Origin of the sequence: Halosimplex rubrum (assembly GCF_013415885.1) — an archaeon.
GTDB classification, from domain to species: Archaea; Halobacteriota; Halobacteria; order Halobacteriales; family Haloarculaceae; genus Halosimplex; species Halosimplex rubrum.
In genome coordinates, this window is sequence record NZ_CP058910.1 from 1,653,421 (window position 1) to 1,667,269 (window position 13,849).

Here is a 13,849-nt window from a genome sequence, read left to right on the forward strand (position 1 = left end):
CGGCGACCGTCTCGACGCGGCCGCAAGTGACGACCCGGACGGGTACGGCGGCGACGGGCTGTGGAACGGCAGGGAAAACGAGACCGACGCCTACGAGTAGCTGCCGGTGACCGCTTCGGGGTCGAGAGTACTCGGTGTGACGCCTGGCCGCGAACGAGTCTCGCTTCGGGGTCGAGAGTACTCGGTGTGACGCCTGGCCGCGAACGAGTCTCGCTTCAGACCAGTTGGATGGTGTTCCCGTTCGAGGTAACGTGCAGATCCTCGTCGAGCTCGTAGCCCTGGCTCGTCGCCAGATCGACGTACCCGGAGAACCCGGCCATGTCCTGATGCGCGGGGATGAGATGCTCGGGCTGGAGCGCGTCGAGCATCTCGTAGTGGCCCTCCCGCGAGAGGTGGCCCGAGACGTGGACGTCGTCGTAGATGCGCGCGCCCTGCATGCCCAGCAGCGTCTCGGACTGGTAGCGCTGGCCCTCGTTGGTGGGCTCGGGGATGATCCCCGCCGAGAAGATGACCTTGTCGCCGTTCTCCAGTTCGTAGGGCGTCTCGCCGCGGCCCATCCGCGTGAGCATCGCGCGGGGCTCGCCCTGGTGGCCGGTCACGACGGGCAGGAAGTTCTCCTTGCCCTCGTTCATGATCCGCTCGAACGTGCGGTCGACGGACTGGCGGTGGCCGTACATCCCCAGGTCGTCGGGGAACTCGACGGCGCCGATGCGTTCGGCGGTGCCGGAGTACTTCTCCATCGACCGGCCGAGCAGGACGGGCTGGCGTCCGATCTCCTCGGCGAACTCGACGAGGCTCACGACCCGCGCGATGTGGCTGGCGAACGTCGTCGCGACGATGCCGCCCTCGTAGTTCTCGAGGCTCTGCATGAGGTCGCGCAGCTCGCTGCGGGCGACGGCCTCGCTGGGCGTGCGACCCTTCTTGTTGGCGTTGGTGCAGTCCTCGATGTAACACAGCACGCCCTCGCGGCCGATCTCGCGGAACCGGTCCATGTCGATGGGGTCGCCGATCACGGGGGTGTGGTCCATGCGCTTGTCCAGCCCGTAGACGACGGCGCCCTCGGGCGTGTGCAGGACCGGGTTGATGGCGTCGATAGTCGAGTGGGTGACGTTGACGAACTCCAGGTCGGTCTCGTCGCCGATCGACATCGTCTCGCCCGCGTCCATCTCGACGAGGTCGTTGTCGACCTGGAACTTGCCCTCGTCGTCGATCTCCTCGCGGACGAGTTCGAGCGTAAAGGGCGTCGCGACGATCGGCGCGTCGTAGCGGTGGGCCAGCTTGGAGATGGCGCCGATGTGGTCGAGGTGGCCGTGGGTCGGCACGATGGCCCGGACGGTGCCGTCGATGTCGGACATGACGCGGTCGTCGGGGATGGCGTCCATGTCGATCAGATCGAGGCTGTGCATCCGCTCGGTCTGGATGTCGTCGTGGATCAGTACCTTCGAGAGGTTGAGGCCCATGTCGAAGACGACGATGTCGTCTCCGGCACGGACGGCCGTCATCTGGCGGCCGACTTCCTCGTAGCCGCCGATAGTTGCGATTTCGATTTCCATAGTGGGGTCCGATCGGAGCGATCCCAGAACCCATCTCAGAGTCCGCCAACGGAGGAGAGCAGGCCGAACGGACGCCGTCGACAGCGACACAGAATGGAGCGCGACGGAGTCGTGGACGGCCTTCCCGGGGACAACGCGTCTCGGTTACGTCGACATCCGCGACCGCGGCGTAAATAGTTCCCGGAACGACCGCCGATCGGTGACCCGAACACCCCCTCGCGGGAGACCAGCGGTGGTGCGTCGCCACGGCTCGGCGGGCCACGTCGGTCCCGCCGCGGACCGGGAGAACCCGTCTGTTCGCACTGACCGGCACGGCGCCCCCGCCCGCGCGGACGACGGCTCCGAAGAGCGGGGCCGGCGACGCGGCGATCGCCACTGCGTGGGAACGAGCGGTAGACCCAACACCTTCGACCGCGGCCGTACGCCCATGACCGGAACGACGCTGTACGACCGGCTCGGCGGTCGCGAGGGGATCGAGGCGGTCGTCGACGAGTTCTACGACCGGCTGCTCGACGACGACGAGCTCGGCCCGTTCTTCGAGGACGCGGATATCGAGATGCTGCGGCGGACCCAGGCGGACTTCCTCTGCGAGGCCGCCGGCGGACCCCAGACCTACGACGCGGCGCCGGTCCGGGAGGCCCACCTCCACGTTCCGTTCACCGAGGCGCACATCCGCCGAGCGATCGACGTGCTGGAGGCGACGCTCGCGGCGTTCGACGTGTCCGACGACGACGCCGACAGAGTGGTCCAGGCGATCGCGGCCTACGAGGCCGACCTCCTGGCGACGCCGGCCGACGACGCCGGGGACTGAGCGCCCCACTCGCGGGTGCAGTGCGATCGGCCGCGCCGTCGGCGCCGCCGTCGGTTCCGCGGGCGCGGCGAGTCAGTCGTCGGGTCGCCGGGCGAGACGCGATTCCGTCGCTCGGACCGGGCGGATAGCGGTTTCGGCGGATCCCGCCCGCTGGATAGCGGTCTCGCCGTCGTCGACCGGTCGAATGGCCGTCGAGGACGGCCGGACCGGTGCAGGGATGCCCCGCAGTCGGTGGTCCGCGGCGACGTGGCGGGAGCGGTCGTCCGGGCCGATGCGCCGGTCGCAGTCGAGGCAGTACCAGCGGTCGGTCGTGGCGAGGTGGTGGTCGTGCGTCCGGGTCATGGTCGGTCGCTCGCTGGTCGTCCGTCGGCGTCGCCGTTCGCGAGCGGTCGTTCTCGCTCGCGCGGACGCCGCTCGATAGTCACTCGGTGCTCGACGCCCTGTTCGCGCCTGTGGGCGCGTTCCGTCGATAGCGCCGCCGCGACCGTGGGCGCTTCGGCGGTGAACGAACACGTCTCGCAGTCGACGCTGAACCGCGCCATCGCCTCGGTCAGTCGCTCCCGACCGCCGACCGCGGCCGGTCGGCGATCCGATCGTAGGCGGTCGGTTCGGACGACTCGCCGGCGAACTCGACGGCGAACCCCTCCTCGCCCATCGTCACCACGGCGCCGTCGAAGCACAGCTCGTAGACGTTCTTCGGCCGGCAGTCCTCCGGCAGCCGGTTTTTCTCCGCGACGAGGTCGGCCTCCTGGAGCCGGTTGACCTTCCGATAGGCCGTCGACAGCGGGATGTTACACTCCTCGGACAGCTCCGGGATGGTCTTGGCCTCCGCGCGGACGGCGTCGAGGATCGTCTTGCAGTCCTCGTCACCCACCGCGTCCAGAAACGCTCGCTCTCTACCCTCTGACATCTGTGTTTACGCCTTGACCGCCGGGAGCCATAGCCGACGGACCTAGCTCACTAGCGACGGAAAACCGACGATAGTCGGAGGGCGCTAGTCAACTAGCGTCCGACTCGTGTCACGCCCGACGGGGCGCGTCCTCGGCGTCGACGAGGAGTTCGAGGACCTTTCTGGTGCCCTCGCGGACGTGTCGGTAGAACGTGGGCGAGGCGATACCGAGCACGTCCGCGAGCTCCTCGCCGGTGGAGTGGCGCGGGGAGGCGAAGAAGCCGGCGTGGTAGGCGAGCGCGAGCGCCTCGCGCTGGCGGTCGGTCAGCCGCTCCTCGACGGCGGTCCGGGTCAGCTCGACGGTCCGCACGTCGCGGTCGCGGGTCCGCTTGGCGGCGAAGACGGTGTCCTCGCCGGCGGCCTCGACCGCGGTGATGAGCGTCTCCACGTCCGAGCGGGGCGCGGTCTCGCAGCGGACCGTCGCGACCTCGCCGGTCGTCTCGAAGGCGCGGACGGTCGCGCCGTGTTCGACCAGCGCGGCCACGGGGTCGGCGCCGCCGGTCACCTCGACGACGCCCGTCTCGCCGTGGGCCTCGACCACCCGGGCCCCGGCCACGTCGTTGCGCTCGCCGAGCGCCTCGGCGACCGCTTCGGGTCGAGCGCCGTCGACGGCGACGTAGGCGACGTACCCCGCCGCGGCGGGCGCGACGCCGTCCAGCGAGAGCCGACAGCCCAGCTCGCCCGCGACGCTCGCGGTCGGCGAGTCGCGGGCGCCGACCTCGAACTCCAGTTCGACGACCGTGTCGGTGTGGAGCAGCTGCCGGTTCTCGGCGGCGTTGATCGCGTGGCCGACCCGCTCGCCGAGCTCGGCCAACAGTCCCCGCTCGTACTCGTCGAAGGCGTCGGGCCGCGCCGAGTAGACGGTGACGACCCCGAGGACCGAGTCCCCGTAGACGGCCGGGACCACCGCCTGGGACTGGAAGCCGTGGGCCAGCGCGCGCTCGCGGCGCGGCCCGCCGCTGGGCGCCGTCGTGAGGTCTCGAACGGCCTGCACCTCGCCGTCGGCGACCGCGCGGCGGTAGAGATCGTCCCCACTCTCGTCGCCGATCCCGAGGTCGAGTCCCTCGACGAAGTCGTCGTCGACGCCGGCCCACTCGCGGGGCGCGACCTCGTCGGCCGCGGCGTTGTGGTCGCCGATCCACGCCGCGAGGTACGCCTCGGAGGCGGCCAGCCCCTCGCAGACGCCGCGGTCGACGGCCTCGCGGGTGTCCGCGCGCGCGAGCTCGCGGTTGATCGGTCGCAGGCTCTCGATGATCTGTTTGATCCGCCGCAGGGAGTTGCGCTGGCTGCGCAGTTCCCGCTCGCGGCGCTTCTGGTCGGTGACCTCGTCGTTGACGGCGACGAACCGCTCGATGGTCCCCGAGCCGTCGACGATGGGGGCGATGGTCTGGTTGACGACGTAGGGCTCGCCGGACTTGCGCCGGTTGCGCACCTCGCCGGTCCACACCTCCCCGTCGCGGATCGTCGCCCAGAGGTCGGCGAAGAAGGCGTCGTCGTGCTCGCCGGAGTTGAGGATCGAGGGGTCGGCCCCGACGGCCTCCGCGGCGCCGTAGCCGGTGACCCGCTCGAAGGTGGGGTTGACGTACTCGATGGTGCCGTCGGTGTCGGTGACGTACACCGAGTGGCCCGCCTGCTCGACGGCCTTCCGGAAGGTCCGCAGCTCCTCCTCGGCGCGCTTGCGGGCCATCAGCGCGCCCAGATCGGCCGCCACGTCGGTGACCGCCTCGACCAGTTCCTCGTCGGCGGCCCGCCGTTCCCGGAGGAAGAAGGTCAGCACGGCCACGACGCCGTCGTCGGTCCGGATCGGGACCCCGAGCGCCGCCTGGAGGCCGACCGACTCGGCGGTGTCCGTCCGGTGGAACGTCGACTCGGGGACCGCCGAGGCGTCGGGGATCCACTCGGCGGACTCGCTCGCCCAGACGCGACCCGGGAGCCCCTCGTCGGCGTCGAAGGTCACGTCGCTGCTGGCCCGCAGGAACGGGGCCAGCCGCTCCGACGCGGCGTGGCCGACGAGGTGTTCGAGGCGGTCGCCGTCGGCGGCGGGCACCCACGCCTCGCCGTAGGCCCACCGCGTGCGCGCACAGACCGCTTCGAGGGTGGTCTCGACGCCCTCGCGGAAGCCGTCGGCGTCGGCGATCGCGTGGTTGACCGTCGCCAGCAGCTCGCGCTCGTCGGCCAGCCGCTTGCGGTCGGTCCGGTCGCGCAGCCGCAGGTCGAACCCCGCGATCCCTCCCTCGGCGTCCCGCCGAGCGGTGGCCGAGACGCCGGCCCAGAAGTCGCTCCCGTCCCGGCGCAGCCGCCACCCCTCGGTCTCGACCACTCCGTCGGTCCGCGCGCCGTCGAGCGTCTCTCCGGGGTCGGCCGCGGCGTCGTCGGGGTACAGCAGCGACAGGTCCGCGCCGACGGCCTCGGCGGCCGACCAGCCCGTCAGCGCCTCGGCGCCCGCGCTCCAGCCCGCGATCCGACCGTCGGCGTCGAGCGCGACGCGGGCGGTGTCCTCGTTGGGCGCGACGCGCTCGGCGTCGTCGTCCCGCGCGGCCAGGTCCGTCCGCTCGCCCCGCGTGAGCCGCACGACGACCCGCTGGCCGTCGGCGGGGCTGACCGTGGCGACGACACCGCCGCCGGCCGCGCCGGCCGCGCCGGTGGCCGCCCCGGCGGACGTTCTCCCGTCCGCCGCGCGCCACGCGACCCGCCGTTCGTCGCCGCCGTCGGCGACCGCCGCGACCGCCGCGACCGCGCGGTCCGGGAGGACCGTCTCGACGGATTCACCCGTCAGATCGGCCGGTTCGCGCCCCAGGTATCGCTCGACGCTCGCGTCGGCGAACGAGACCCGCTCGTCCTCGACGACGAGGACGCCGGCCGCGGTCGCGCTCGCGACGGCGTCGAGCGTCGCCCGCGCGTCCGCGCCGTCGACCGCGTACCCGTCCCGGTTCGTTCCGTCCGTCTCCGGCCGCGACCCGTTGCCCGTCACGTTGGCGGGGACTACGTCGCGAGCGCGCAAAAGCGTACTCCACGGGTTCGGCGGTGCCCGAGCGGTCGCCGGTTCGCTGTTCTCAGCGAGCTGTAACTACCGAAACGAAGGTACGCCGGTGGGGGGTACCAGCGAGTAGGGCGACTCCGATGATACACCACCCCGACCACGACATCGAACTGTACCGCGACGACGGGACCTACCGGGTCTTCGTCGACCTGCCGGGGTTCGACCCCGAGGACATCGAGGTAACGTGGGTCCACCACCGGCTGACGGTCTCGGCGCGGCGGACCGGCGGCCCCGGGAGCTCGCGCGTCTTCGACCACCAGGTGAACGTCCCGCGGGCCGTGGACGACGACGGCATCACCGCGACCTACCGGGAGGGGGTCCTCGACGTCGAACTCCCGGTCGACCGGAGCGAGAGCCCGCCCGGTCGCCGGATCGAGATCGAGACGTAGGGGCGCGGTCGGGTGGTTCCGGCGGCGGTCCGGCGGGCGGTCCGCGACCGCGGGTCTGACTCCGAGAACGGGCCGCGACCGACGGGCGAGCTAGACGACGGTGAACCGGTCGGCGACCTTCGTCTCGACGGTCTCGTCGTCGGCCTCGACGGTGACCTCGTAGCGGTAGGTCCCCCGCTCGGTGTCGGCGTCGGTGGCGATCTTCGACCCCCAGGTCTCGGCCGAGTAGGCCTCGTGGTCGCCCCGCCAGTTCAGCTCCAGCGGCCCGTACTCGGCGTCGGGGAACTCGACGCGCACGGCGTCGACGGCGTCGTCGCCGAGCGGGTCGCCCGTCTCGGGGTCGTAGAGGGCGACGTGGAGGCCGACCTCCATCCCGGCTGCGAACCGGCCGAGGCTGGCACAGGAGGTGGTCGTCGGCGGCGGCGTCGGGGTCGGCGTGGGGGTGGGCGTCTCGGTCTCCTCGTCGGGGGTCGCCGCGGGGTCGTCGGTCCCGTCGCCGGGATCCGTCGGGGTGTCCGGACCGACGGGCTCGTCGGTGGTGGTGGTCTCGGTCGTGACCGTCGGCGTGTCGGTGTCGGTGTCGTCGTCGCCGGTGCCGGGGTCGGTGATGTACTGACAGCCGGAGACACTCGCCGTTGCCCAGGTCGCCGCGCCCGCCGCCATGAGTCGCCGTCTCGTCACTCGCCCGTCGTCCGCCGAGTCGGACCGGTCGCTCCCCGCCGGCCGTTCGTCCTGTTCGCCCGCGCGACCGTCGCGGTCGGCTCCGGAGGTGTCTTCAGCCATCTCGCTAGGGTCTTCGGGGAGTTTCGGGTAAAACGGCGGGCGTCTCTCCCAGTGAGTTAGAACTACGGCGAGGGTTTTGTCGACACCTCGTGGAGTTGCGTGTGTAATGAGCCGCGACAGCAGCTACTCGACCGAGGAGGAATCGTCCGCCGGTCCGGGCGAACCCGACGACGGGGCGACCCGAAGGCGCGTGCTCGCGGGCGGCGCCGCCAGTTGGGCCACCGTCGCGCTCGCCGGCTGTCCCGGCGGCGGGGCCGACACCGACACCGCCGAGCCGGCCGCAACGGACACGGAGACGCCGACCGACACGCCGACGGCGACGCCCGAACCCGAGCCGGAGAACTACGTCGTGACCGCCGAGACCGGGACTGGTGAAGTCCCCGAGGGCGCCGCGTTCGCGTCGGCGTGTTCGGCGACCCGACGGTTCGTCCCCGGCATGCTGGCGGTGTTCTACGTCGGCATCTACGACCCCGAGACGGGCGACCAGCTCACCGACGAGGACCTCGACAGCGTCGTCGTCGACGTCGACGGTGGCGAGTCGGTCGAACTGAGCTGGGCCGGCGACGACGAGGAGAACCCTGCCGAGGAGTGGAGCGGCTCCTGGCAGCTCCCCGACGATATCTCGACGGGCACCTACGCGTACACGGTGGAGGTCACCGACGGCGACGCGAACTTCCGCGCCGTGGGCATCCTCGAAGACGCCATCGAGGTCATCGAGTACTCGAACCCGACGAACTACGTCGTCACGACCGAGACGTTCTGGAACGGCGCCCCCGTCGAGTCGGCGGGCGGCTTCGTCGGCGGCTGCGCGCCCGAGCGGCAGTTCAGCCCGGAGATGGACGTGACCTTCTCGATCGGCATCTACGACGGGTCTAGCGGCGACCTCGTCGGCGGCGACGCCCTCGACTCCGTCACGGTGGAGTCGACCGACGGCGCCTTCGACCCCGTCGAACTGTCCTGGCAGGAGAGCGGCGAGGAGACGACGGCCCAGTGGACCGGGACGCTCGAGACCGAGGCGCTCGACCCCGGCAGTTACGGCTACGACGTGGTCGTCACCGACGGAGAGGCGAACTTCTACGACGTGGGGATCGCCTCGAACCAGTTCACGATCATCGAAGTGTAGCGACCGCGCGACCCCCCGCACATCAATGAGCCATCCCGACGACACGCGACCCGAGGAACCGACCGGCGAGGAGTCCGAGGAGCGGCCGCCAGCGGACGCCGACCCGGAACGCCCGGCTGACGACGACGGCGTCGAGCGCCTGGAGTTCGCCGACGCCGTCTACGTCGACGCAGCGCCCGGGGCGCTGTGGGACCACTTGTCGGACCCGGAGACGCTCACCCGGTGTGTCCCCGGCGCCGAGTCGATCGAGCGGCTGTCCGAGCGGCGCTATTCGGTCGAGATCACGCGGGGGGTGAGCCGCCTCACCGTCTCGCTGTCCGGCGAGGCCGAGTTCGTCGAGATGGACCCGCCGGACCACGTCGTCACGAGCGCGACCGCGTTCGACTCGACGACCGGCAGCGAGTTCGACGTGCTCGCCGCCATGGAGATCCGGGACGGCGACCGATACGGGTCGAAGCTGGCCTACACCGCCGAGGTGACCTACACCGGGGGTGCCGCCACGCTCAACCCGTCCGTGTTGCGCCCGATCGTCGAACGGGACATCGACTCCTACTTCGGGACCCTCACCGAGGTCGTCGAGGGCGACGACTGACCCGGATCGCGCTGCGGTATCGCTCCGGTCGGCCGGTCCACCGACCGGCAGTGGCCCACCCTCGACCGCCGTCTTCCCATCGAGTAGCAATCTCCGCTACCCGTTTATCCGAACGCGGGGTAGCCCGACGTGTATGACCGGACAGCATTCAGCCGACGCCGACCGTGGACGCGACGAGCGCGACGACCGACGGCGTCGGACCGGGGTTCCCTCGCGGCGCGCGTTTCTCGCGACGGGTGCGGCGGTCTCGGCGGCGTCGCTCGTGGGGTGTCTGGGGTCCGACTCGCCGACGACCGCGACGCCCGACGCGGGCGGCGAGGCGGCCGGCGACGGCTCGACGCCCGGCGGGACCGCGTCGTCGACCGGCGCCACCGTATCGACGGCCGGCGAGCCCGAGCCGCCGTGGACGACCGAGCAACTCGCCGACTACGTCGGCGACGGCGCCGAGGTCACGATCTACGCGGGGACGGGCGACTCCCAGCAGTGGTACGACCTCGTCGACGTGATCAACGACGAGTTCGGGACGAGCGTCGAGGCGACGGTCTTCGCCAGCGACGGCGCGGCCGTCTCCCAGCGGCTCCTCCAGGAGCGCCAGGCCGGCGAGGACGCGGCCGACGTGATCAGCGTCGCGTCGAACCTCCGCGACCGGATCAAACAGAAGGGCCGCGAGGAGGGGACCGCCTACGCGAAGGAGTGGTTCGAGTGGGGCATCGACGAGAACTTCTGGTTCGGCGACGCCCTACCCGACAAACGCGTGCTCCCGTTCCTGGTGTCGGGGTTCAACGGCGGCGCCGGGGTCGTCCTCCCGGTGAGCACGGAGATCTTCGACGAGCAGGGGCTGGACTACCCGGAGACGTACAACGACCTGTTCGACGACCAGTACGAGGGGCTCGAAGTGGCCTTCTCCGGCTACGTCAGCTCCGGGATGATCGGCTGGATCACCCGCTACCACGCCGCCCAGACGGACATGGGCGAGATGGAGTGGATCCGGAGCCTGATGGACCACTTCGAGGTGGTCGGGGTCAACTCTCACTCGGCCGGGATGCGCGAGGTCGGGAAGGGCAACGCCGCGATGATGCTGTACAACTGGCCGTGGGCGGCCGCCCCGTTCGTCAAGAACGAGGACCTGGCCGTCGAGGGCATCTTCACCGACCCCGCCAAGCGCAACGCCACGGAGGGCGGCCTGAGCATCAACCGGGAGGCGCCGCACCCGTGGGTCGCCCGCTACTTCGTCAGCGCGATGCTGGAGAAGTCGGTCCAGCGGCGGATCCTGACCGACGTGACCGACCAAGTGCCAGTCCGGACCGATCTGGACCTCTCGGATATCGACATCGACCCGTACACGGAGCGGCGCCTGAACGCGAACCTGTTCCCGATCGGGTTCTGGGAGTCCGCGGAGTACTCCACGCTCGGCCAGAGAGCCGTCGACACCGGCATGTTCGAGCCGTAGTCGGGACGAACGGAACGCGCGCTGTGACTCCCCCACTGGTAGGCATGGATAGCACCGATCCCTCGAACGCGCCCGGAGGCGAGCGATGAGCGTCCGCGACGACGTGGCCGCCGCGCTAGAGGGTGTCGGCGGGCTCGCAGACCGCCGGTTCTCGGCCAAGCGACTCGTCCTCGGGACGATCGTCGCGGGCGTCGCCGTCCTGACGCTGGTGCCGCTGGTCTTTCTCCTGTGGACGAGCGTCTGGTCGGGCTATCCCGGCGAGATCGGCGGGTCGTTCACGCTCGCGCACTTCGTCGACGTGTACCGCGAGGGATTTTTCGACGTGCCGACGCTGCTGGCGAACACCCTCGTCGTCGCGGTCGGGATGACGGTCACCGGTATCGCGCTCGGGCTGACGCTGGCCTGGCTGTTCGTGCGGACGAACCTCCCGACGAAGGGCGGGCTGGAGCTGGTCCTGCTGTCCGGCCAGGCGATCCCGGGGTACGTCTTCGGGATCATGTACATCACCGCCTACGGGCCACAGAACGGGCTCGTCTCGGTCGCCGTCGCCGACGCGCTGGGCCTGGGGTCGCTCTCGGTCGGTCTGTTCACCCCGTGGGGGGTCGCGTTCGTCGCGGGCGTCAACGTCGTCTCGACGGCGTATCTGCTGACGGTGCCGGCACTGCAGGACATGGACGCGTCGTTCGAGGAGGTGAGCCGGATCCACGGAGCGAGCGTCACCCAGACGCTGCGGTCGGTCACGCTCCCGCTGGTCAAGCCGGCGCTCCTCTCGGCGGTGATCACGGTCTTCCTCTACGGCATGGGGGAGTTCGCCATCGTCTCGGTGCTCGGCTCGCGCCGCGGGTTCGACGTGTACTCGACCGCCATCGGGTCGGCGATCAACTCGCGGTTCCCGCCGGCCTACGGCGAGGCCGCCGCGCTGGCGTGTAGCCTGCTGCTCGCGACGGGCGTCCTCGTCTACTACTACCGACGGGTGACGAGCCGGAAACGGGAGTTCATGACGCTGACCGGTCGGACCGGTCGACGCCGGACCTGGGACCTGGGTCGGTGGCGGTGGCCGCTCGCCGGCGGGCTGTGGGCCGTCGTCTCACTCGTGTGGATCCTACCGATCCTCGCGCTGGCGCTCACGTCGCTGCACTCGACGTGGACGGGCCACGTCCGGCTCTCGGGGCTCTCGGTCGAACACTACGTCACGGCGGTCACGAGCTCGGGGTTGCGCGAGGCGTTCGTCAACAGCGTCCTGGTCGCGGTCGGCGCGGCGACGCTGGGGACGGTCCTCGTCGTCGGGGCGGCCTACTACACCGAGCGGACCGACGGGCGCTTTCGCGGCGCGGTGGACTTCCTGACGCTCACGCCGCTGGCGGTGCCGGGGATCATCACCGGCGCCGGGCTGATCTTCCTGAGCCTCTGGGTCGGCAAGCTCCCGGGCGTCACCCTCTACGGGACGCTGGCTATCATCGCCCTCGGGTCGGTGATCGTCTTCCTCCCGGTCTCCTCGCGTATCGCGGTCGGGAACGTCGTCCAGATCCACTCGGTGCTGGAGGAGGCCGCGCGGGTCGCCGGCGCCTCCTGGCTCCGCCAGCTACGCGAGGTGTTCCTCCCGCTGTTCCGCAACACGGCGGTCGTCCTCTGGTTCTTCCTGGCGGTCCACGTGTTCCAGCTGCTGTCGATCCCGTGGATGACCTACTCCTCGGACACGGTGGTGATCCCCGTCGAGCTGTTCCAGCTCTACATGTACGAGCCGGCGCTGTCGCTGGTCGCCGCCATCTCGACCGTCTTCATCGGGCTGACTGTCGTCTTCGTGCTCGCGATGCGGGTCTGCGGCATCACCTTCTACGAACTCGGCCAGCACTGAGGTCCCGATCGCGCCCGGGGCGGGGATCGGCCGCGACCTCGCTCGGACGGCCCCCCCGCAGTTCCCACGGCGTAGAAATCCGCGGAGGGGGTTAATGCGTGGGCGGGGTAGCTCGAACCGAGACGACCGGCGGGCCGTCGGGTCGGGACGACCGGCCACCGGCCCGTCGGGGACACCACCACAGCTATGGACAGTGACACGCGGCTGACGGTACGGGACCTGGAGAAGGGGTTCGGTAGCGAGTTCCACCTCTCGGGGGTCGACGTGACGGTCGGCGCCGACGAGATCGTCGCCCTGCTCGGCCCGAGCGGCTGCGGCAAGACGACGGTCCTCCGGTGCGTCGCCGGCGTCGAGACGCCCGACGGCGGCGAGATCGCCATCGACGGCGAGCCCGTCTTCGACGGCGACACCTCGCTGCCGCCGGAGCGACGCGACCTGGGGATGGTCTACCAGAACTACGCGATCTGGCCCCACAAGACCGTCCACGAGAACGTCGTCTTCCCGCTCGAACACGCGACGGACGTACCGAGCGGGGAGTACGACGAGCGAGTCGCGGAGGTGCTCGAACTGATGGAGATCCCGGAGCTCGCGGAGTCGCCGGCGACCGACCTCAGCGGCGGCCAGAAACAGCGGACGGCGCTCGCCCGGGCCATCGTCCACGACCCCGGACTGCTACTGCTGGACGAGCCGCTGAGCAACCTCGACAAGGAGCTTCGCAAGCACATGCGCTACGAGCTCCAGCGGCTGCAACACGAACTCGGGCTCAGCGTGCTGTACGTGACCCACGACCAGCAGGAGGCGTTCTACCTCGCCGACCGGGTGCTCGTGATGAACGACGGGGACGTCGTCGAGCGCGGCGAGCCCGAGGCGCTGTACCGGCGGCCCGAGTCACCGTTCACCCGGCAGTTCGTCGGCGTCCGCAACCGCTTCACCGGGACGACCGAACCGAGCGGCGACGGCGACCGGGTCGTCCGGACCCCGTTCGTCGACTTCCCGCTCGGCAACGTCGATTACGTCGAAAACGGCGGTGAGACGGACGACGTGGAGTGTTTCCTCCGGCCTGACGACGTCCAGATCGGCCAGTTCGCCGGCGAGGTCGACGGGCGCATCGAGCTGTCGGGGACGGTCGTCGCCGAGGGCATCATCGGCGACCGGTACGAACTGACGGTCCGGATCGACGACACCGACGCGACGCTGGTCGTCCACACCGACAGCTACCGGCAGTTCGACCGCGGCGACGGGATCAACCTCCAGTTCCAGCCCAAGGCCCTGCAGGTCTACGAGGCCGAGACCTGACCGGCGCC

13 protein-coding genes are annotated in these 13,849 nt (G+C 70.7%); 7 read left to right on the forward strand and 6 right to left on the reverse strand.

The genetic code is table 11. The features are described 5' to 3' along the window. Positions 1-215 precede the first annotated feature (215 nt). On the reverse strand, positions 216-1,553 hold the full coding sequence (locus tag HZS55_RS08110) for a ribonuclease J (RefSeq protein ID WP_179911185.1): 1,338 nt from the start codon (positions 1,551-1,553) through the stop codon (positions 216-218). A 427-nt stretch (positions 1,554-1,980) separates the two neighbouring features. On the opposite strand from HZS55_RS08110, the gene HZS55_RS08115 reads away from it, so the two are divergent. Further along, positions 1,981-2,364: a group I truncated hemoglobin gene (locus HZS55_RS08115; protein ID WP_179911186.1), complete on the forward strand. Its 384-nt coding sequence runs from the start codon at positions 1,981-1,983 to the stop codon at positions 2,362-2,364. A gap of 72 nt (positions 2,365-2,436) precedes the next feature. On the opposite strand, the gene HZS55_RS08120 is transcribed toward HZS55_RS08115, so the two are convergent. The 4 genes from HZS55_RS08120 to HZS55_RS08135 form a co-directional block, all read right to left on the reverse strand. After that, positions 2,437-2,706 carry a hypothetical protein gene (locus tag HZS55_RS08120; protein WP_179911187.1) on the reverse strand — a complete coding sequence of 90 codons (270 nt, stop codon included), beginning with the start codon at positions 2,704-2,706 and terminating at the stop codon, positions 2,437-2,439. Then, positions 2,703-2,906, reverse strand: coding sequence for a hypothetical protein (locus tag HZS55_RS08125; protein WP_179911188.1), 204 nt, complete (start codon positions 2,904-2,906; stop codon positions 2,703-2,705). The genes HZS55_RS08120 and HZS55_RS08125 overlap by 4 nt, the downstream gene beginning before the upstream one ends. 8 nt (positions 2,907-2,914) lie before the next feature. Then, positions 2,915-3,274, reverse strand: coding sequence for a winged helix-turn-helix domain-containing protein (locus HZS55_RS08130; protein ID WP_179911189.1), 360 nt, complete (start codon positions 3,272-3,274; stop codon positions 2,915-2,917). A gap of 109 nt (positions 3,275-3,383) precedes the next feature. Continuing rightward, the gene (locus tag HZS55_RS08135) at positions 3,384-6,284 is read right to left on the reverse strand and encodes a PAS domain S-box protein (RefSeq protein WP_179911190.1); all 2,901 of its coding nucleotides are present in this window, start codon (positions 6,282-6,284) and stop codon (positions 3,384-3,386) included. A 149-nt stretch (positions 6,285-6,433) separates the two neighbouring features. Between HZS55_RS08135 and HZS55_RS08140 the strand changes: the two genes are divergently transcribed. After that, positions 6,434-6,742, forward strand: a complete 309-nt coding sequence (locus tag HZS55_RS08140; RefSeq protein ID WP_179911191.1) for an Hsp20/alpha crystallin family protein — start codon at positions 6,434-6,436, stop codon at positions 6,740-6,742. 90 nt (positions 6,743-6,832) lie between these two features. Here HZS55_RS08140 and HZS55_RS08145 read toward each other — a convergent pair whose 3' ends face one another. Beyond that, positions 6,833-7,525, reverse strand: a complete 693-nt coding sequence (locus HZS55_RS08145; RefSeq protein WP_179911192.1) for a hypothetical protein — start codon at positions 7,523-7,525, stop codon at positions 6,833-6,835. Between the two features lie 106 nt (positions 7,526-7,631). Here HZS55_RS08145 and HZS55_RS08150 point away from each other — a divergent pair, with 106 nt between their 5' ends. The 5 genes from HZS55_RS08150 (at position 7,632) to HZS55_RS08170 (ending at position 13,841) form a co-directional block, all read left to right on the forward strand. Further along, positions 7,632-8,648: a hypothetical protein gene (locus HZS55_RS08150; protein ID WP_179911193.1), complete on the forward strand. Its 1,017-nt coding sequence runs from the start codon at positions 7,632-7,634 to the stop codon at positions 8,646-8,648. Positions 8,649-8,673: 25 nt separating this feature from the next. Continuing rightward, entirely contained in the window at positions 8,674-9,240 is a 567-nt protein-coding gene (locus tag HZS55_RS08155) for a CoxG family protein (protein ID WP_179911194.1), read from the forward strand. 133 nt (positions 9,241-9,373) lie between these two features. Next, positions 9,374-10,690: a transporter gene (locus tag HZS55_RS08160; RefSeq protein ID WP_179911195.1), complete on the forward strand. Its 1,317-nt coding sequence runs from the start codon at positions 9,374-9,376 to the stop codon at positions 10,688-10,690. A gap of 85 nt (positions 10,691-10,775) precedes the next feature. Continuing rightward, on the forward strand, positions 10,776-12,545 hold the full coding sequence (locus HZS55_RS08165) for an ABC transporter permease (protein WP_179911196.1): 1,770 nt from the start codon (positions 10,776-10,778) through the stop codon (positions 12,543-12,545). Positions 12,546-12,731: 186 nt separating this feature from the next. Continuing rightward, positions 12,732-13,841, forward strand: a complete 1,110-nt coding sequence (locus HZS55_RS08170; protein ID WP_179911197.1) for an ABC transporter ATP-binding protein — start codon at positions 12,732-12,734, stop codon at positions 13,839-13,841. The last annotated feature ends 8 nt before the right edge of the window (positions 13,842-13,849 follow it).